The organism is Acinetobacter sp. PW68 (genome assembly GCF_020982655.1).
Taxonomy (GTDB): Bacteria; Pseudomonadota; Gammaproteobacteria; order Pseudomonadales; family Moraxellaceae; genus Acinetobacter; species Acinetobacter towneri_A.
In genome coordinates, this window is record NZ_JAHZSX010000001.1 from 815,414 (window position 1) to 835,991 (window position 20,578).

Genomic DNA, 20,578 nt, shown 5'->3' on the forward strand with positions numbered 1-20,578 from the left:
GCAAAATTTGTTTGCAGAATAAGGAGTATGCATGAGCGTATCGGAAATTAGACCGATTGCCATTGAGGATGAACTCAAGCACTCGTATTTAGACTATGCGATGAGCGTGATTGTGTCACGTGCGCTGCCAGATGTACGAGATGGTCTAAAACCTGTGCATCGTCGTGTGCTATTCGCAATGCACGAATTGGGCAATGACTACAACAAAGCTTACAAAAAGTCTGCCCGTGTAGTCGGTGACGTCATCGGTAAATATCACCCTCACGGTGATTTTGCAGTTTACGAAACAATTGTTCGTATGGCGCAAGATTTCAGTTTGCGTTATCAATTGGTCGATGGTCAGGGTAACTTCGGTTCGATTGATGGCGATAGTGCCGCAGCCATGCGTTATACCGAAGTCCGTATGCGCAAACTTACCCACGAATTGCTGGCCGATTTAGAAAAGGACACCGTCGATTGGGAAGATAACTACGACGGCTCTGAGCGTATTCCTCAAGTGATGCCTACGCGTATTCCAAACCTATTGGTCAATGGTGCTGCAGGTATTGCTGTAGGTATGGCGACCAATATGGCACCGCACAACATGACTGAAGTGGTGCATGCATGTTTGGCTTATGCAGACAACCCAAATATTTCAATTGAAGGGTTGATGGAACATATTACAGGTCCGGACTTTCCTACAGGGGGCATCATTTACGGTAAATCAGGCATTGTCGATGCTTACCGTACAGGTAAAGGCCGTTTGCATATTCGTGGTAAGTATCATTTTGAAGAAGATCAAAAGTCTGGTCGTACTACCATCGTCTTTACTGAAATCCCTTATCAGGTCAACAAAGCCAAAACCATTGAGCGTATTGCTGAACTGGTGAAAGAGAAGAAACTCGAAGGTATTTCAGAATTACGTGATGAGTCTGATAAAGAAGGGATGCGTATTGCAATTGATCTGAAGCGTGGTGAAAACGCTGAAGTGATTGTGAATAACCTGTTCTTAAATACGCAGTTAGAAAACTCATTCAGCATCAACATGGTCTGCCTAGACAATGGTCAGCCAAAATTGATGAACCTGAAAGATATTATTGCGGCATTTATTCGTCACCGCCAAGAAGTAGTGACCCGCCGTACCATGTTCGAGTTGCGTAAAGCGCGTGAACGTGGACACATCTTAGAAGGCTTAACCGTTGCGTTGGCCAATATTGATGCCATCATCGAAACCATTAAATCTTCTGCCAACCCAGCCGAAGCGCGTGAGCGTTTACAGGCAGGCGAGTGGGCAGCAGGTGGTGTAGTTGCGTTATTGGAAAAAGCAGGTTCAGTTTCTGTACGTCCAGATGAAATTGAAGGCGAAGACCCTAACCGCCCGTTTGGTTTAGATGGTCAGATCTATCGTTTATCACCTGCGCAAGTGACCGCAATTTTAGAATTACGTTTGCATCGTTTAACAGGTCTAGAACAAGACAAGTTACATGCAGAATATTCTGAAATTTTGGCACAAATTGCTGAATTAACTGCAATTTTGAATGACTTTAATTTGTTGATGGGCGTGATTCGTGAAGAGTTGGCGCAAGTTTTACAGCAATATGGCGATGCACGTCGTACTGAAATTGTAGAATCTCGCATTGATTTCTCGCGTGAAGATTTAATCCCAGAAGAACAAGTGGTACTGACAGTATCACAAACAGGTTATGCAAAAACTCAACCATTGTCAGATTACGCAGCGCAGCGTCGTGGTGGTCGTGGTAAATCTGCTACGTCGATGAAAGAAGACGATTATGTGCAGCATTTAATTGTGACGTCCAACCACGCAACGGTGTTGTGCTTTACCGATGTGGGTAAAGTGTACCGTCTGAAAGTGTTTGAAGTGCCGCAAGCATCGCGTGGTGCTAAAGGTCGTCCAATGGTGAACTTGTTGCCGTTAGATGCCAACGAAACCATCACCGCGATTTTACCTGTCATTGATGCACCGAAGAAATTTACTGAGCGGTTGGCAGACTTCCGTAGCTATGTGAAAGCCAATGCGGCACATCTACAAACCAACGCAATCATTGCTGCACATTATCCAGAATTAGAGGCTGCCTTTGCTGAATTAGCAGATGGTGATGATTTATCTGACGCATTACGTGTGCAATTGAAACAATTGGGTGTAGAGCTTTCTGCAACCGATTTAGATGATGAGATTATTGCGGAATTTGCATCACAAGCAGAAGCCTTGCGTAAAAACTTCTATGTCTTTATGGCAACGGCATCAGGTACAGTGAAACGTGTTGAATTGGAACAATTCAGTAACGTGCGTTCGAATGGTTTACGTGCCATTGAATTGAATGAAGAAGACACTTTAATTGGTGTTGCAATTACCGATGGCGAACAGCAAATTATGTTGTTCTCTAATGAAGGTAAAGCCATTCGTTTTGCTGAAACTGATGTGCGGTCAATGGGTCGTGCGGCCAAAGGTGTACGTGGTATGCGCGTCAGCTTTGGTTCTGCGCAAGTTGAAGATGTCGAAGATGCAGAAGTAGATAGCGATGATGAAGATAATTCAGATTCAGCACTCATCAGTCGTATTGTATCGCTAGTTGTAGTACCAGAAACAGGCGAAGTTTTGTGTGCTTCGGCGAATGGTTATGGTAAGCGTACACCTGTAGATGACTTCCCAACCAAAAAACGTGGCGGTAAAGGCGTGATTGCCATTAAGACCTCTGAACGTAATGGTGAATTGGTCGGTGCAGTTGCGATTGATGAAAGCAAAGAGCTGATGCTGATTTCTGATGGCGGTACATTAGTGCGTACTCGCGCTTCTGAAGTGGCACAAACAGGTCGTAATGCACAAGGTGTGCGTTTAATCCGCTTAGGTGAAAACGAAACATTGGTGGGTGTAGAGGCAATTGAAGCTGTGGAAGAAGAGGACGATTTACTGGCCGAGGAGCTAAATGCAGAATCTTCAGAAACTCCTGCAGCAGCTGATGTGCAAGCGGAAGATGCTCCAGTAGAAAACAATCAAACTGAATCTGCTTCAGATGACCAAAACTCAACTGACTAAAGTGTGAGCGCAAGATGCTCGCATTGCATGAATTAAGGACGCTTCGGCGTCCTTCTTCTTATGCCGCATAAATGGAAATAAACATGACGATGAAAATACGATGTGTAATATGCGCTACAATTTTAAGTTTAGTAGGCTGTGGTCAGGTACAAGACAATGTGCCTGAACCGACAGAAGCACAACAACAGGTTGCATTCTCAGCATATACCGACCTACAAAAGGGGCAATACGAGCAATTTTTGTCACATTTAGAACCTGAGTTACAACAGTATTTTCAGGAGAATCAACGGGTCATGAAAAAATTCACTAGTGCCATTCCTAAAGATACAGAGCGTTCCCGCACCTTAATGATCAAGAAAATTGAGCAGCAAGCCAATCACAGTCAGCAATACAAAGTCAGCTATGAAATTGCCTATCCTAAAAACTTGGTGCAATACGATGTCAGTTTTGATGAGGGAACAAATGCGCTAACCGCAAAGAATCAACCTAAAATTCGGAATTTAAATATTCAGGTCTTTGGTGAGTAAATAAATTTATTGTGCATAGCTGATGTCAAAATGTACATTGTGCGAAAATTGATTAAGATTGATTTTATGACTGCATCTGCCACTTGGCATTGAAATAATTTTATGCAAGTCAGGGCAAGATGTGGTTAAATGCCATCATTTTATTGTGTTTCACATAGATAAGGAAAAATCATGCGCGCGTACAATTTCTGTGCTGGTCCTGCTGCATTACCTACAGCCGTTTTAGAAAAAGCCCAAGCTGAAATGCTAGATTGGCATGGCAAGGGACTTTCCATTATGGAAATGAGCCATCGTAGCAAAGACTATGTGGCAGTTGCAGAAAAGGCAGAAGCAGATTTACGCACTTTATTGAATATTCCTGAGAACTACAAAGTATTGTTCTTGCAAGGTGGTGCATCGCTACAATTTTCTGCAATTCCATTGAATTTGTTGGGTAAAAATAATAAGGCAGATTATATCCATACGGGTATTTGGTCTGAAAAAGCTTTAAAAGAAGCGCAGCGCTATGGCGATATTCATGTCGTTGAAGCAGGCATTCAGATTGAAGGTAAGCATGCCATTAGCGAACAAAGCCAATGGAACTTATCGAGTGATGCTGCCTATGTGCATTATGCAGATAATGAAACCATTGGTGGTTTACAGTTTGCCAATATTCCTGAAACGGACAAGCCGTTAGTATGTGATTTCTCATCAAGCATTTTATCTGCACCTTTAGATATCTCTAAATTTGGTCTGATTTATGCAGGTGCGCAAAAAAATATTGGCCCAGCAGGCTTAACCATCGTGATTGTACGTGAAGATTTACTTGATCAAGCCAAGCCTGAAACTCCGAGCATTTTGGAATATTCAGCACAGGCGAAAAACGGATCAATGGTGAATACACCTGCAACTTATGCATGGTATTTATCTGGTTTAGTATTTGAGTGGCTATTGCAAAACGGTGGAGTAGATGCGATTCATCAAGCTAACCTAGAAAAAGCGAAACTGTTATACGGTTATATCGATTCAAGCGATTTCTACGCGAATCCAATTTATAGCGCAAACCGTTCAATTATGAACGTTCCGTTTACTTTGGCTGATGCCGCACTAGAAAAACAATTCTTGCAAGAAGCTGAAGACAACCGTTTGTTGAACCTGGCAGGTCACCGTTCTGTAGGTGGCATGCGTGCAAGTATTTATAATGCAGTGCCATTAGAAGGCGTACAAGCTTTGGTTAACTTTATGGATGACTTTGCAAAACGTCATGATTAATAGAAAGTGGTGAAAGCAAAAACCCAGCTTGTATTAGCTGGGTTTTTTTATAGAAATAGGTAAGATGTTATAGTGGGTTATGAGCGAGTAAAGCTTAGAACACAAAAAAGTGTAAGCCATAGGCGGAGAGCAGCATGCCTAATGCAAAAAATACACAAGACATCGGGTCGAGCTGAAAGCGTTGCTCAAGTTGATGTTCAACATGCTGTAAGTTTTCTTCTTGCACGATTTTCATAGATATTATTTTCCGATGATCTATTTATCGTTAAATATTTAAATACGGCTATATTTTTAGCATAAAAAATTGATTAAATAAAGTACTAATTTTATTTTAAGCAGATTTAAGTATCGATATTGAAATAATTACAGCAGATTTTCCAAATCCTTGCTGTTTAAGGCTTTGCGATTATCTGATGCAATTCTATTTTAAATAATTTATCCACAACTTATATATTAAATTGAGTTGATTTTTGAATTTATAATAAAATTTAAAACTGTGGATAAATGTGCCTATTTTGAATTTAAAACGATTAAATAACCGGCAGTTTATCCACAATTCTTTTATAAAGGCAACGATTTAACCCTAAATAAAATAAAAAATCGCCCATCTTTTAGATACATTGTATCGATGGGCGATTAGAAAGGTTAAATAAATAACTTACTGTTTTTTATTGTGAATGTGGGCTTGAATCCAAATGTTGCCACGAATGTATTGTCCAATTTCAAAATTTTGATGGGCAGGGTTTTTGGTGGCAATACGAATCAAAATAGCAGGCTGATTTTCGTCATGAATCAGGGTGACATCATAAACAGTATAGTTTTGATTCATGAATTCAAAACTGGTTTTGCCAACCACGTTGCCCTGAAACCATGCTTCATCTTCCTGACCAATATTTTCACCATATAAATATGCCACCATTTTAGAAAAATCGACTGTGACGGGTGCTTTATCATCTTCAGACTTAGGTTGCCATGCATCAATTTGTTCTTGCAGGTTAGCAGGGGCAACACCATCATTAGCCGCTAAAATATCATTCAGCGCGCGGTGATGTTTAATTGAAGCAGGATCATCGACTACCAATTGTTCACCTTCAGTTACAGCTTCTAGTTCATACGCCCATGCGTTTAAGTTCACCCAATAGCTTTGATCTTTTTGGTAATGTTGATGGTTGACACTGTATAAACTATCAAAAGCATAGACAATGCTATTGTTACCTAAATTGAGTCGAAGCACCGCTTGAGTATTAGATTTGCAACTAATGATACGTTCAATTTTAGCTTCAACTTTGTAAGGGCTTTCAAAGCAAGGGAAGGCAGTTTGTACAGCTTGTGGTTTGTTATTTTCAACCGCAATCACTTGCATCAATTGAATCGATTGTTGGCTTGGGCCTTGAATTAGCCACGTACTTTGATCCATTTCTGCTTCATGACGGCATAAACCCATTGGCATAATTGGTGCATCTAGAGCCAGCCCTAACCATTTTGGAACTTCGGTGCAGGGTTCATCCGTGAGTAAATTCCAATGTTCAACATGGCTGCCGAAGTTCTGATCTTCAATGCGGATGATTTCTGGTCTATTTTGATTGTTCATAAGCACTTTGAGATGTTAGGTTCTTTTGTTTACTCTTAGATCGAGGGTTATTTCGATTTTTCAAGTCTTTGGCTAAAATTTCATGTTTTGCAACTGCATTTGCAAAGGTTGTGCATAGCTATACAGCACAACAAAATCCATTTATCTACACTTTAACATGCAATTCTGAGCATTTTAAACATACTGCAATTAAATGAGTTTGATACACTAGTCGCATATTATTATCAGGGATGCACAGTGCTGCCATTTAAACTTTGGGTTGATGCAGATGCATTGCCTAAAATTCTAAGAGAAGTCATTTTACGTGCTTCAGATCGTTACCAGCTTGAAGTTACTTTTGTTGCCAATCAATCGGTGGGGATTACGCCTTCGGTACGGATTAACTCTATTCAAGTCATGCATGGTGCCGATGCTGCTGATCAGGAAATTGTAGATCGCATGAAGGAACACGATATTGTGATCACGCAGGATATTCCATTGGCGGCACAAGTGATTGAAAAGGGTGGAATTGCAATTCATCCAAGGGGTGAAATTTATACCATTGCCAATGTGAAAGCGCGCCTGCATTTGCGTGATTTTATGGATACGTTGCGTGGCGCAGGTGTTCAAACAGGCGGGCCAGCGCCTATTTCAGAACGTGATAAACGCGAATTTTCAAGTAGTTTAGACCAAACCATCCAAAAGCAAAAACGTAAAACCGCTTAACACGAGTCCTGTATGCCTTCTAAAACCAATATTATGATGACTTATGCCTTATTGGTTTTTATTTGGGCAACGACGCCTTTAGCAATTGTTTGGAGCGTGTCAGATTTACACATGCTTTGGGCTTTGGTGCTGCGTTTTTTCATTGCTTTGCCTTTAGCGGTTATTTTACTGCTGCTGTTAAAAGTGAAATTTCCACATCATCTACAAGCGTGGCATAGTTATCTGGCAGGCTCATTTAGTCTGATCGGTTCTCAAATTTTTACCTACCTTGCCACCGCTTATTTAAGTTCAGGTATTATTGCTCTGATGTTTGGTCTAACACCTATTATGGCGGGGTTGATTGGTCGGTTTGTGTTTCAGTTGCATTTGGCACGTATTCAATGGATTGGGATGACAGTGTCCATTTTAGGGCTTGGTATTATCTGCTTTGGTGGCGAAACACAGCATGTGCACCCTCTGGGTATTGTTTTAATGTTGTTTAGTGTACTGACCTACACTGTATCAATTTTTTGGGTGAAAAAAATCAATGCGCAGGTTGAACCTGTAGCACAGGCAACAGGTTCCATCTTGGTATCGACCATTGCGGCTTTATGTATTGTGCCCTTTATTTGGCCATTTATACCGACTAGCTTGCCAAGTCTTAAATCTATTGTAGCTTTGCTTTATACCGTGATCATGGCTTCTTTGATTGCGATGTTTTGTTATTTTAAATTGGTACAGAATATTCAGGCGACCACTTTATCTTTAACCACCGTTATGACGCCAATGATTGCCTTGTTAATTGGTGCGCTACTCAATCAAGAAGCTTTGTCGGTTATGGTTTTTTTGGGCGCTTTGATTTTATTGTCAGGCTTGGTGCTGTATTTTTATCGTGATCTTAAAGCGAGTCGGGCATTAGCACGGAAAATTAAAACACCATCTTAAAGATTGGCAAAGATGGTGTCATCCACCTAATTTTGTATACGCGAAGATGCAGAAATGATGAATTTTATTTAGATTGCGTTTGTTGTAAAGCAACAACTTCAGCAAGCTTGACGCGGTCCTGAGGGTATAAAGTAATAAAATACGCCCCGGTACGATACTGCCCATTTTCTTCTTCACGGCTGTAAACCACTTGCGCCGTTGCGGCTATGTGGAAAAAGTTTTCAGGATGGCTGAGCGTGACATGAATATAACTTCCAGGGTTTAATTCACGTTCACTATAAAAACTTAAACCGCTTTCTGAAAAATTGATCTGTTCAGGTACAGGTAACATGCTTTGTACAATTGTATCGTATAAAGACCCTGTAATAAGGTTTAATTTTTGGTTGAATAAGGATAAGATTCGTGCAATTTGTTGATCTTTTTCAGTTAATTGTTCTAATTCGTAGTTTAATGCATGATCAAATTGATCTAATTCTGCGAGTAGTAGAAAATAACGCGGTAAAACAAAATTAGCATCATAAGGGTCATTTAGCGCAACATCTTCAGAAATGATCTGGTAATTGATTCTCAGGGCAGCATCAATTCGTGACAGGACTCGACGATCAGACGCGACGCTTTGATGCTGTAAATTTTCCATAATGTATTACCTCGGACTTTGATGGTATGTTTAAACCAATCTCGTTATATATAGGGTTGAGATATACGCGCGCTCGGCGCAGTAACCACTTTATTTCTTTTATTGCCTTAGTTTCGATGATCGGTCTAACTTTAGGTGTTGCCGTCCTCATTACCGTACTTTCGGTGATGAATGGTTTTGATCGTGAGTTAAAAAATCGTGTCTTAGGTATGATACCTCAAGCCACTGTTTCATCAACGCAAATTTTAACAAATTGGCCAGAACTTGCAACGAAAGTTGAGCAGCATAAGCATGTTGTTGGTGCTGCGCCATTCACGCAATTGCAAGGCATGTTGACCGCACAAGGGCAAGTGTCGGGTATTATGGTCACGGGAATTGAACCCGAATACGAAAAGAAAGTATCCATCATTCAAAACCATATGGTTGCAGGCAGTATCGATAACCTGAAAAAGGGTGAATTTGGTATTGTTTTGGGTAAACAAATGACTGATGCCTTAGGCTTGGGCTTAAATGACAGCATCACCTTGGTTTTACCTGAAGCGACGCCGTCACCTGCAGGAGTTGTACCACGTTTTAAACGCTTTAAAGTAGTTGGTATTTTTAGTATTGGTGCAGAAGTTGATTCAATGATGGGATATATCGCCCTGAATGATGCTTCGACTTTGCTGCGTTTACCCGATGGTGCGCAAGGTGTACGTCTAAAACTGGATGATATTTTTGCTGCACCACAAGTATCTCGAGATATTGTGCAAGAGTTACCTGCTAACTTTTATGCTTCAGACTGGACGTATACTCACGGCAACTTGTTTAGCGCCATTCAAATGGAAAAGGCCATGGTAAGCCTATTGTTATTCCTGATTGTTTTGGTGGCTGCATTTAATATTGTGTCGTCTTTAGTGATGGTCGTGACTGATAAAAAATCGGATATTGCGATTTTAAGAACCTTGGGCGCATCACCAAGCACGATAACTAAAATTTTTATGGTGCAAGGTACGGTCATTGGGGTTATTGGCACAGTTTCAGGTGCGATCTTGGGGATTATTTTTGCGTCTAGTATTAGTGGCTTTATTGCATGGCTGAACAATACATTAGGGCTAAATTTATTTGATGCCTACTTTATCAACTACTTACCTTCCTATTTAAGATGGCAGGATGTGGTGGTGATTGTAAGTTTGTCGTTAATTTTAAGTTTCTTGGCGACGATCTATCCTGCGTTACGTGCCGCGAAAATTCAACCAGCAGAGGCATTGCGTTATGAGTAATATTGTTCTGGAAGCCAAGCAAGTTTCTAAACACTTTACCGATGGCAAAACCACTGTTGAAGTGATTCGTGGTTTAGATTTAAAAGTTCAGCAAGGACAGTTTGTATCGATTGTTGGAGCAAGTGGTTCGGGTAAAAGTACTTTGTTGCATGTTTTGGGTGGCTTGGACCGCCCAAGTACAGGCGAAGTATTTTTAAATGGGCAGCGTTTTGACAATTTAGGTGAAGCTGAGCGTGGTTATTTGCGTAATCAATACCTCGGTTTTGTTTATCAGTTTCACCATTTATTACCTGAGTTTAGTGCGCTTGAAAATGTCGCGATGCCGTTAATGTTACGTGCGGGCACAAATTATAAAGAGGTGAAGGCACAAGCAGAGTATCTGCTTGAGCGTGTTGGTTTATCGCATCGTTTAACCCATAAACCCGGTGAGCTTTCTGGGGGGGAACGTCAGCGTGTCGCATTGGCACGTGCATTGGTGGCGAAACCCGCACTCATGCTTGCCGATGAACCGACTGGAAACTTGGATCGTAAAACTGCAGTTAAAATTTTTGAATTGCTGCGTGAATTACGCAGTGAATTTAACATGGCAATGCTGATTGTGACCCATGATGAGGAGCTGGCAAAATCTGCCGATACAATTTTGCATATGCAAGATGGTATTTGGGTAGATACTTAGGGGCAGCGTAGCTGATAAACGCATTCAAAAGTGACAGCGTTTACAATAAATTGCTTGAATAAGATTGTTTTGTTGAAGCCCACTTCGGTGGGCTTTATCATGCATGTTAATAAAAATAATAAGTCTAATATTCATGCTGCAATTGATGGGATTGACTTGGGTGATTGGGATCGCCTGTGTCGGAATACGTTCTTCTTCTTTTCCAATACATCTTCTGACTGCCATGCCCAGTGCGATGGTTTTACTGATTCTATGCTGTGTCATCGCGCAGTATTTGTTGCAAGTTCGCTTATCTTCAATTTATTGGAAATGTTTGAATGTTGGTGTAGCAGGGGTTTTGAGTTATGCTCTCGGCTTGATCTATGCCGATACTCAGATGCAGCAGCGTTTACAATGGCGCGAGCTAAATCCTGAATTTACCGAAGTTGTAGTTTATGTCAGAGAGTTAAATCAACTGAATGACAACGGTATTTCACAAAAGATCGAGGTGTTAAGCCGACATCCTCAAACAGTGACCTGGTTAGCGAGTTTAGCTCAGACTCAAGTAGATCATGGGCAAAATTTAGAACTTGGACACTATTACAAATTAAGTGGAAAAATTCGCCCTGCACATAGTTATGCCACCGCAGGGGCATTTGATGTAGAGCGATGGTATTTACAACAAAATATCATGAGTGGTTTTCGGGTGGAGCAGGTTCAGCTCATTCCGCCAGAACAAATCTATGCCATGGGCTTTACACAACATTGGCGTGCACAACAAACGTTATGGGCAAAATTTCGTTTATGGATTGAGCAGCAGCGTTATCAAATTCGTTTGTTTATTCAGCAGCAACCTTTGCAGCACCCAGGTCTCATTCTTGCACTTCTTATAGGAGATAAAAGCTTATTAGATGCAGAAATCGAAGCGCAATTTCAGCGTTTTGGAATTAGTCACTTATTGGCAATTTCAGGACCGCATGTGCTGATTTTTGCAGGCATGCTCTGTTGGGCGTTGCATCAGCTTATTCGGTGTTATCGTCCGCATTGGTATTTGTGGATGCCTAAACAATATTTGCTCATGTTGCCATTTTTAAGTTGTGTATTGCTGTATACCGCCTTTGTTGGTTTTGAAATTCCTGCCTTAAGAACCTTGCTCATGTGCAGTCTCGTTACAGCGATGCTGGTGATGAAGCAGAAGCTTCAAGGTTTTGCCTTACTTATTTATAGTGCTGCATTATTGCTATGGTTTGATCCTTTAAGTGTGCTGTCTGCTGCTTTTTGGTTGTCATACGGTGCGTGTTTTATTCTGCTGCGTATTTATCAAAGCCTGAGTGAGCAACCTCGTATAGACCTGAATCGTTGGCAGCAACTGAAACATGCCAGCAAAATTTTAATTGAATCACAATGGAAAATTTTTATTGCCTTATTTCCTTTGGTGATTGTGTTTTTTAAACAAGTGGCGTGGATTGCACCGCTTATTAATATCATCGCAATTCCATTGATTGGTATGCTGATTGTGCCTTTAGATATTTTGGCAGGAATTTTCTTTTTTATTTTTGAACCTTTGGCATCGCTGCTGTTCCAATTAAATGATCTGCTCGTGGCTTTATTAAGCTTGATTTTTCAGGGAATGGAAACGATTTTTGCACCACGGTTACACACTTTGTCGATGTCTGCAACGGTGTATGTTTGTCTTTGTTTAGGCTTATTTCTGCTATTTTTACCACAATCGGTATTGCCTAAAACTTGGGCAATCTTATGTTTTATTCCACTGATTATAGTCGATAGCCAACGACAACCATTTGAATTAACAGTACTCGATGTGGGGCAGGGACAAGCTTTATTTTTACGTTCAGGTCATTACAACATGATGATTGATGTGGGTGGTTCTTATGATGAAAGTAAGTTTAGTATTGGACAGCAAATTTTACGTCCATTTTTAGCGGTACATGGCGTCAAGCAATTGGATTTGGTGGTTTTAAGTCATTTAGACCAAGACCATAGTGGTGCATTTCCTCATTTGCAAAATGAAGTCAATATTCAGCATGTCTTTGCCAATCAGACCGTAGATGTGGCAATAAATAGCAAGTTTAATTTGTGTCAGCAAGGGCAACAGTGGTCTTTACCACATCAGGTACAGATACAAGTTTTATCTCCTAAACCGAGTCAATTACCCTATGCCGCACAGCAACAAAATGAGTTGTCATGTGTGTTGTATATTTCAGTCCCATCAGCACAGCCATATCAGCATTTTTTAGTGATGGGCGATGCAGGTTGGGCAACTGAATATCAATTGTTGCAGGAATATCCTGATTTAAAAGTAGATGTGTTAATTTTGGGTCATCATGGGAGTAAGCACAGTTCTGCCTATGATTTTTTAGCACATTTTAAACCCAAATTGGCCGTGGCATCTGCAGGTTTTGATAATCGTTATGGACATCCTAGTTCTTTAGTTCAGCAACGCTTGGCTGCGCTCAATATTCCGTTCATCAATACCATACAACAGGGCAGCGTACGTTTTTCTGTAGATGCACAACAGCGTATGCTTATACAGCCGTATCGGCAGCAGAAATTGTGGTTGCAGCGTTAGTTTGGTTCTGTGTCTGGGCACGTACAGCCTGCACATCTGCCAAGGCTTCTTGCACAGGTTTATGATAGACCCCGCGTAAATCTGGATGGGCTTTATAGCGTTTATAACTCCAGTGATAATGTGTAGGATAACGACGGATCAAATCTTCAATTGCACGGTGAATAATAGCTGTCCCTGCATTGGCATCACACTGATAAATGTGCTCATCTATCGCTTCGATATACATATCAAAGCCTTGATCTGCATTTCTTAACGCATATAAGAACAAAGCTTTTGCTTTAGTTTTCTGAATCAATTTGGCGCTTAAATTACTCGATTCCAACGGAATACCAAAAAAAGGAATCATCTCACCACCTATATTTGGGGTATGGTCTGGCAAAATGACAGTGGTTCCGCCTTGTTTGAGTGCTTTAAAAATTTGACGTACCCCAGATTCATCTGTTGGGACTAAATGTGCCTGTTCACGGCTACGTGCTTGGCGCACAAAATCATCTGCCGCAGGGTTTTTGACAGGTTTATACATGATGGTCATTTGCGTATATTGAGCGATCCACGCATTCATAATTTCCCAAGTGCCAAAATGCGGCACAATTAAGACCAAACCCTTTTGTGCAGCCAGTGCATCTTGTAATAGTTCTAAACCATGTACCTGATGGATTCTTTGAATATTTTTTTGATTGCTTGATCCCCAAATATGAAAAAACTCAAAATAAGAGGTCAGTTCGTTACGAATTGCTTGCTGGGTAATCTGTTCGCGTTGTTGTGAGTTCAGCTCAGGAAGCGCAATTTGTAGATTGAGTTGAATGGTTTGAGAGGTTTTACTCAAACGCAGTGTATTGACCAAAAAAGCCAAAGATTTTGCAATAAAACGCGCAACTGTTAAAGGTTGTCGACTGACAAAATCAAGCAGGCGCGATAAAGCCGTTGTCGGTGCAGGTTCGGTCATAACGACAGCATCAATTGATAGAAAGGATAAAGATGTAAAATATTATAGGAGAAAATACAGGCTTTAGACAGTTTTTGGCAATTCCGTGTATATAATGGAGCAAATTTACTATTTTTTGGATTGTTTCATGTCCGATTGGCCACCAAAACCACAAAATGAATCACAACAAATATCTCCACAAGCACAGCAGCCCACAGGCAATGAGTGGAAACTATTAGAAAAAGCTGTTTTAGCTTCAGTTGAAGAACAACGTCGTGCACGTCGTTGGGGGATTTTCTTTAAGTTTTTAACTTTTGCTTATATATTTTTACTGTTGGTGATTATGGGCAAAGGGTGCAGTACTACAACCACGAATACATCGGCAGCCGGTCCACATATCGCGGTGGTGGATATTGTCGGAACAATTGCATCTGACAAGCAAAGTGTGAATAGTAATGACACCATCAAGTCACTGAAAAAAGCCTATGAAAACAGCAACAGTCAGGCGGTGGTGCTAAATATTAACTCTCCGGGTGGTTCACCTGTACAGTCCGATGAAATCTGGCAAGAAATTCAATATTTGAAAAAACAGCATCAAGGTAAAAAACTTTATGCCGTGATTGGCGATACTGGCGCTTCTGGTGCGTATTATATTGCTTCCGCTGCAGATGAAATTATTGTCAATCCATCAAGTTTAGTGGGTTCGATTGGCGTAATTATGCCAAATTATGGTCTGAGCGGTTTAATGCAGAAGATGGGTGTAGAAGATCGCACCATGACCTCTGGAGAAAATAAAGCTTTGTTGTCGATGACGCAACCTGTTGATCCTGAACAGAAAAAACATGTACAAGCTGTATTGGATAATGTGCATGGTCACTTTATTCAAGCAGTGAAAGATGGACGTGGCGCGAAACTAAAATCACAAGATCCTGCGATTTTCTCAGGTCTGTTCTGGACAGGTGAGCAAGCTGTGACTTTAGGCATTGCCGATAAGATTGGCAGTTTAAATAGTCTGAAACGTGATTTAAATCTAGATAAAACAGTGAACTATACCATTGAACACAGTCCTTTAGATTCTGTGTTGGGGCGTATGGGCGCGGCAGTGGGAGAGGGCTTTGCCACTTCCTTATCTCAACATATTCAGACTGAGCAAAACGCGAAATTGCAATGAAACCACTGATTCATTTTGCGCATGCCAATGGCGTGCCATCGAAGGTTTATCAAAAACTGTTTGATTTACTTAAAGATGACTACGATGTGATTTATGTCCCTTTATTGGGTCCAGATAAGCGTTATCCGATTGATAATCATTGGCATAGCTTAACTCAACAAGTAATTGACAGTATTGTACGTCAAGCTCAGGGGCGTAAAGTAATTGCATTGGGACATTCTTTAGGTGCAGTGTTGTCGTTTCAAGCCTCTTTACAACGCCCTGAATTATTTGAACAAGTGATCATGCTTGATCCACCTTTAATTATGGGCAAAGCATCGGTGTTTTTACATTTTGCTAAAATGTTTAAGCTCAAAGCTGTAGATCAACTGTCGCCTGCGTCTTTGTCTTTGCGTCGTCGTGATCATTGGGAAAGTCGTGAGCAAGCTGCTGATTTATTGCGTCCGAAAGGTTTTTATCAAGATTTCGATGCCGATTGTTTTCAGGCTTATATTGAGCATGCTTTGACTGACGACCATGTTCGAGGCGGAGTACAATTGACCATTCCAAAAATGGACGAAGTAAATATTTTTAGAACCAATCCCTCGCTTTGGTGGTTGCCGCAAGCGAAACTGCAAGTGCCGACAGAATTGATAATTGCAAAACAAGGGCCGTTCCTAAAAGCAGGTTTCCCACAAATTACCGCCAAGAAATTCAACATTGCTTATCAGGTGGTTGAAGGTGAACATATGTTCCCTTTAGAAAAACCTGAAGCTACGGTGCAGCTAATTAAAGACTTAATTAAAGTACAGCAGAGCAAAACTACTTCCTTTTGATTCAGTCTGAACCAATAGACAGACCATAAAAACGCCTGATTCACAGGCGTTTTTCGTATATATCAAAAGCGACATACTAAACAGTATTTAAAAATGGCAAAACTGCACAGGTTGTTGCATTAGTTGCTGGCGGTACCTCACGCCTTGTGCTGTGTGCTGAATCGTACCGTTACAAATCCATTCAACCACTTGCGGGTAAATTAAATGCTCTAACACATGCACACGATTTGCCAAGCTTTCGGCATCATCATGGATATTTACTTGCAACACACCTTGCGCCAGTGCCTGACCTGCGTCTAATTCAGCACTAACATAATGCACCGTACAGCCATGTAAGATATCGCCAGTATTGAGTACACGTTGATGAGTACGCATGCCTTTATAATGCGGCAAGAGTGAAGGATGAATGTTGAGCATTTTACCTTCCCAAGCTTGCACAAATTGGGCACTTAAAATACGCATAAAGCCCGCAAGCACGACCAAATCGACATCCCAATCAAGTAATTGTTGATGCATGACATCATCAAATAATTCACGACTCGGATAGTGTTTGTGCTCAATCACGGCAGTTTGAATCCCTGCTTGTTGAGCGCGTAGTAAAGCATAGGCATCAGGCTTATTGGAAATAACCCCAACAATTTGCCCTGAAAGATTGGCATCTATCAGGGCTTGTAAGTTACTTCCGCTGCCTGAAACAAGGACAGCTATTTTGATCATGTGAGTCAAATCACGCAAAAATTACGCGAATTTTTTCATCTGCGCCTTCAACAGATTCGGCGTGATCTTGAATATGACCCATCACCCACGCTTTTTCGCCAAGGCTGTTGAGAAGTTCTACTGTTTTGTCTGCATCGGTTGCATCGACAGCGACAACCATACCAACACCACAGTTAAAGGTACGATACATTTCAAACTGTTCTACACCGCCTTCACGTTGTAATAATTTGAACAGTTCTGGCCATTCCCAAGATGATTCGTCAATCACTGCTTGCGCACCATTTGGCAATACACGTGGTAAGTTACCTGGTAAACCGCCACCTGTAATGTGCGCCATAGCATGTACATCAACTTGTTTGCACAGTTCAAGCATCGATTTGACATAAATACGAGTTGGTTCCATGGCAACGTCAGCCAGAGAACGACCATCAACCAGTTGAGTTAAATCAACATTTTTTACGTCTAAAATTTTACGAAGTAAAGAGTAACCATTTGAGTGTGCACCTGAAGATGCTACACCAATTAGAACGTCGCCAGCTTTTACTTTAGAACCATCAATTATTTTGCTTTGCTCAACCACGCCCACACAGAAGCCTGCAAGATCGTAATCTTCACCTTCATACATGCCTGGCATTTCTGCAGTTTCACCACCAACAAGTGCACATCCTGCAAGCTCACAGCCTTTACCAATTCCTGAAACAACATTGGCTGCAACGTCTACATTTAAGTGACCTGTTGCATAGTAGTCTAAGAAGAATAGAGGTTCAGCACCGCACACCAGCAAGTCATTGACACACATTGCCACCAAATCTTGACCAATTGTGTCATGGCGGTTTAAGTTCAATGCTAAACGTAATTTAGTTCCTACACCGTCTGTGCCAGATACGAGCACAGGTTCTTCATAACCTTTCGGAATTTTACAAAGTGCGCCAAAGCCGCCTAATCCACCCATCACTTCAGGACGAGTGGTGCGCTTAGCGACAGATTTGATACGATCGACTAACGCGTCGCCCGCTTCAATATCGACACCAGCATCTTTATAGCTTAAACCAGTGGTTGGGTTAGAAGTTGAGTTGCTCATAATGAAGTCTCCGCATTCGCGGGGCGATTATACCTGAATATACGAAACTCTTATGTTATTTATGCGCTAAAATGCTATCTTTATTCAAATATTTTAACCTCTATAACGAATAAACTGTAAAAAGGCGAATTTCTATGGTCGATCGTACCTTACGTCGCATTTTTATCCTGTCTGGGATAGTTCTACTTCTTTGGGTGCTGTACTTATTAAAACCAGTGGTCATTCCTTTTGTGGTCGCATTTTTCATGGCTTATTTATTTAGCCCGCTGGTTGAACAATTTTGCAAAGTCGGTTTGCCACGTTGGCTGTCAATCAGTATTGTATTTATTGGAATTGGTATCGTGCTGACGCTTGCTGTTTGGTACATCATTCCATTGGTTTGGAAACAGTTGATTATTGCGCGTGACAGTATTCCTGTAGGTATTAACTGGATTAATTCGACCTTTTTGCCGTGGGTATCATCCACTTTCAATATTGAAGAAATGGAAATTGATACCTCGCACATGACCACGATTGTGATGGATTATGTCCAGACCAATTATAGTGCTGATAGCATTCAAGCAATGGCCTTGCGTGTTGCACAGTCTGGACTGAATTTTATCCAGATTGGGGGTACGGTCGTGCTCATTCCAATTATCGCTTTCTATTTCTTGTTGGATTGGCAGCGCATGCTCGACAGTTTACGCCGTTTAATTCCACGTCCGTATGAGCAAAGCACGTTGGCTGTGGTACAAGAATGTCACAGTGTGTTAGGCGCTTTCGTTAAAGGTCAGTTTTTGGTGATGATCTTGTTGGGCGTCGTTTATGCGACTGGATTGCAACTGATTGGTTTAGAAGTCGGCTTGATTATTGGGATGGTTGCGGGACTTGCTAGTATTATTCCGTATTTAGGTTTCGCTGTAGGGATTGTTGCAGCCATTATTGCCACTTTCCTACAATTTGGCATTGACTGGATGCAATTGGTTTTAGTCCTTGTGGTCTTTATGATTGGACAGGCGGTGGAAGGCTATATTCTACAACCGTTTTTATTGGGTGATAAAATCGGACTTTCACCTGTTGCCGTGGTTTTCGCAGTTTTGGCAGGCGCGCAGCTCGCAGGCTTTATGGGAATGTTAATTGCCTTACCGGTTGCTGCGGTGATTGTGGTCCTGCTTCGTCATTTGCGTGATTATTACGAAAAAAGTTACTTGTATGGACAACCTGTGGTGGTATCTGAAGATGCAATGTCGGGTGACATCAGTATTGATACAGCACAAGTCCATCTTGATATTGAGCTTGATCCGCATTCAGCAAATTCACTGCAACACACTGAAAAATCAAGTAAGATAAAACCCTCAGATCAGCAAAACTCCTAGGTGATTACAATTCTATGCGTCAACTGCAGTTAGATATCGAGCCTCAATTAGATGCACGGATCAGTGATTTTTCTGGTCCGGGTTGGGGGCATGTGATTGATGCAGTTCGACAGCTTCATGCAGGATTGGTCAATCGCTTTTATGTCTATGGTGGTGCGGGCACAGGCAAAAGTCATTTATTGTCTGCAATTTGCGATTCCTATTTAGAAATTGGCAAATCTGCCATTAAAGTATCCTTACTTGAGTTATTGGATGCCCCCACTGAAGCGATTACCTCTTTAGATCGTTATGATTTGGTCGCCTTAGATGATATTGAGGCGATTAGTGGTGTACCGCATTGGCAACGTGCGGTGTTTCATTTAATCAATTACAGCAATGAAGTTGGTGGTCAGTTGGTGTTTTCATCACGTTTTGCACCCATTGAATTAAAGCTCGAATTGCCCGATTTGCAATCACGTTTGACGCAAGCGGTGAGTGTTAAAGTGCCTTCAGGTAGTTTGTATGCAGATCGACAAGCTTTAGTGAGTTCCGTGTTAGAGCGTCGTGGTATTATTATCGATCCGCAAATTATTGATTATTTATTGATACATGGTCCCCAACAGACCTCGATTTTGCTGCAAAGTCTTGAGCAGTTGGTGCAATTACTCAAAGGAGAGAAAACAAAATTAAGTGGCGCAAACCTGCGTCAGATTTATGCTTTAATTGACGAATATCGGTAAAAATTAAAATTACTTGAGAATTTGCGCAAGCTATGCCAAATTACTCGGAAAATAATTCGAAGTTGCAGGGAATTTGCAACTAAAGAACAAAAAAAACAAAGAAAATTACAAGGAGTACGCTTATGCTCAAGCAGAGCATCGGCATTGGTATGCTGTTTATCGCAGGTCATGCATATAGTAGTAATATCATTGTCACCACCACTGCTGACACCAAAGCAGATGATCAACAATGTTCTTTGCGTGAAGCTATCGAGTATATAAATTTAGGCATGCCCGAAGAAGGTTATTTGGGCTGTGGTGGCAAAAATGCCTCAAGTGTGATTTTATTAGAAAAGAAAGCCGTCTATCAAATTGATAATGAACTTAAAATTACAGAAAACCTTGAAATTAAAACTACCTATGACAGTAGTCTGAATGATAAAACTGCGCCAGGTTTGAATAACGCCACGATTCAGATGCGCGGTAATGAGCGCATTTTCCACATTGAAGACAGCAAAGATCGTTTCTTAAAAGTTTCTTTAAAAGAATTGACTTTACAGGGCTGCGGTGAAGAACGTTGTCGTCAGCAACAGGGTGGTCTGATTTATAATAATGTTATTCCTAAGTAGAAATGTCCTAC

Annotated in this window: 19 protein-coding genes; 13 read left to right on the forward strand and 6 right to left on the reverse strand. The window is 41.2% G+C overall.

The genetic code is table 11. From position 1 onward, the window contains the following. Nucleotides 1–31 precede the first annotated feature (31 nt). From gyrA to serC, 3 genes are all read left to right on the forward strand, one after another. Entirely contained in the window at nt 32–3,034 is a 3,003-nt protein-coding gene (gyrA, locus tag K1T76_RS03840) for a DNA gyrase subunit A (protein WP_230244121.1), read from the forward strand. Between the two features lie 83 nt (nt 3,035–3,117). Further along, nucleotides 3,118–3,561: a DUF3887 domain-containing protein gene (locus tag K1T76_RS03845; protein ID WP_230244122.1), complete on the forward strand. Its 444-nt coding sequence runs from the start codon at nt 3,118–3,120 to the stop codon at nt 3,559–3,561. A gap of 171 nt (nt 3,562–3,732) precedes the next feature. Continuing rightward, the gene (gene serC / locus K1T76_RS03850) at nt 3,733–4,812 is read left to right on the forward strand and encodes a 3-phosphoserine/phosphohydroxythreonine transaminase (protein ID WP_230244123.1); all 1,080 of its coding nucleotides are present in this window, start codon (nt 3,733–3,735) and stop codon (nt 4,810–4,812) included. Between the two features lie 94 nt (nt 4,813–4,906). Here serC and K1T76_RS03855 read toward each other — a convergent pair whose 3' ends face one another. Both K1T76_RS03855 and K1T76_RS03860 read right to left on the reverse strand, forming a co-directional pair. Then, a complete protein-coding gene (locus tag K1T76_RS03855; protein ID WP_230244124.1) occupies nt 4,907–5,047 on the reverse strand; it encodes a hypothetical protein in 141 nt (46 codons plus the stop codon). Nucleotides 5,048–5,470: 423 nt separating this feature from the next. Beyond that, nucleotides 5,471–6,403, reverse strand: a complete 933-nt coding sequence (locus tag K1T76_RS03860; RefSeq protein WP_230244125.1) for a hypothetical protein — start codon at nt 6,401–6,403, stop codon at nt 5,471–5,473. A 237-nt stretch (nt 6,404–6,640) separates the two neighbouring features. Between K1T76_RS03860 and K1T76_RS03865 the strand changes: the two genes are divergently transcribed. Together K1T76_RS03865 and K1T76_RS03870 are read left to right on the forward strand one after the other, a co-directional pair. After that, nucleotides 6,641–7,108, forward strand: a complete 468-nt coding sequence (locus K1T76_RS03865; protein ID WP_019837948.1) for a YaiI/YqxD family protein — start codon at nt 6,641–6,643, stop codon at nt 7,106–7,108. A gap of 12 nt (nt 7,109–7,120) precedes the next feature. Next, entirely contained in the window at nt 7,121–8,032 is a 912-nt protein-coding gene (locus K1T76_RS03870; protein ID WP_070154096.1) for a DMT family transporter, read from the forward strand. A 64-nt stretch (nt 8,033–8,096) separates the two neighbouring features. On the opposite strand, the gene K1T76_RS03875 is transcribed toward K1T76_RS03870, so the two are convergent. Then, nucleotides 8,097–8,669, reverse strand: coding sequence for a PilZ domain-containing protein (locus K1T76_RS03875; RefSeq protein ID WP_230244126.1), 573 nt, complete (start codon nt 8,667–8,669; stop codon nt 8,097–8,099). A gap of 26 nt (nt 8,670–8,695) precedes the next feature. On the opposite strand from K1T76_RS03875, the gene K1T76_RS03880 reads away from it, so the two are divergent. The 3 genes from K1T76_RS03880 (at nt 8,696) to K1T76_RS03890 (ending at nt 13,176) form a co-directional block, all read left to right on the forward strand. Further along, nucleotides 8,696–9,931 (forward strand): lipoprotein-releasing ABC transporter permease subunit, encoded by a 1,236-nt coding sequence (locus K1T76_RS03880; protein ID WP_230244127.1) that lies wholly within the window; start codon nt 8,696–8,698, stop codon nt 9,929–9,931. Beyond that, a complete protein-coding gene (gene lolD / locus K1T76_RS03885; protein WP_019837944.1) occupies nt 9,924–10,607 on the forward strand; it encodes a lipoprotein-releasing ABC transporter ATP-binding protein LolD in 684 nt (227 codons plus the stop codon). Before K1T76_RS03880 ends, lolD begins: the two co-directional genes overlap by 8 nt. A 133-nt stretch (nt 10,608–10,740) precedes the next feature. After that, nucleotides 10,741–13,176 carry a DNA internalization-related competence protein ComEC/Rec2 gene (locus K1T76_RS03890; protein ID WP_230244128.1) on the forward strand — a complete coding sequence of 812 codons (2,436 nt, stop codon included), beginning with the start codon at nt 10,741–10,743 and terminating at the stop codon, nt 13,174–13,176. Here the strand turns inward: K1T76_RS03890 and K1T76_RS03895 are convergent. Continuing rightward, on the reverse strand, nt 13,133–14,122 hold the full coding sequence (locus K1T76_RS03895; RefSeq protein WP_230244129.1) for a lysophospholipid acyltransferase family protein: 990 nt from the start codon (nt 14,120–14,122) through the stop codon (nt 13,133–13,135). The genes K1T76_RS03890 and K1T76_RS03895 overlap by 44 nt on opposite strands. 127 nt (nt 14,123–14,249) lie before the next feature. On the opposite strand from K1T76_RS03895, the gene sppA reads away from it, so the two are divergent. Beyond that, entirely contained in the window at nt 14,250–15,272 is a 1,023-nt protein-coding gene (gene sppA / locus K1T76_RS03900) for a signal peptide peptidase SppA (protein WP_230244130.1), read from the forward strand. Next, nucleotides 15,269–16,087, forward strand: a complete 819-nt coding sequence (locus K1T76_RS03905) for an alpha/beta fold hydrolase (protein ID WP_230244131.1) — start codon at nt 15,269–15,271, stop codon at nt 16,085–16,087. Before sppA ends, K1T76_RS03905 begins: the two co-directional genes overlap by 4 nt. An 87-nt stretch (nt 16,088–16,174) precedes the next feature. Here K1T76_RS03905 and purN read toward each other — a convergent pair whose 3' ends face one another. Next, the gene (gene purN / locus K1T76_RS03910; RefSeq protein ID WP_230244132.1) at nt 16,175–16,804 is read right to left on the reverse strand and encodes a phosphoribosylglycinamide formyltransferase; all 630 of its coding nucleotides are present in this window, start codon (nt 16,802–16,804) and stop codon (nt 16,175–16,177) included. Nucleotides 16,805–16,814: 10 nt separating this feature from the next. Next, nucleotides 16,815–17,885, reverse strand: coding sequence for a phosphoribosylformylglycinamidine cyclo-ligase (gene purM, locus K1T76_RS03915; RefSeq protein WP_230244133.1), 1,071 nt, complete (start codon nt 17,883–17,885; stop codon nt 16,815–16,817). A gap of 134 nt (nt 17,886–18,019) precedes the next feature. Here purM and cxpE point away from each other — a divergent pair, with 134 nt between their 5' ends. The 3 genes from cxpE to K1T76_RS03930 all read left to right on the forward strand — a co-directional run bounded on the left by cxpE (nt 18,020) and on the right by K1T76_RS03930 (nt 20,567). Further along, nucleotides 18,020–19,240 (forward strand): chloramphenicol efflux transporter CxpE, encoded by a 1,221-nt coding sequence (gene cxpE / locus K1T76_RS03920; RefSeq protein ID WP_230244134.1) that lies wholly within the window; start codon nt 18,020–18,022, stop codon nt 19,238–19,240. 14 nt (nt 19,241–19,254) lie between these two features. Further along, nucleotides 19,255–19,959 (forward strand): DnaA regulatory inactivator Hda, encoded by a 705-nt coding sequence (gene hda / locus K1T76_RS03925; protein WP_019837935.1) that lies wholly within the window; start codon nt 19,255–19,257, stop codon nt 19,957–19,959. Between the two features lie 122 nt (nt 19,960–20,081). After that, entirely contained in the window at nt 20,082–20,567 is a 486-nt protein-coding gene (locus K1T76_RS03930) for a CSLREA domain-containing protein (RefSeq protein WP_230244135.1), read from the forward strand. Nucleotides 20,568–20,578 lie beyond the last annotated feature (11 nt).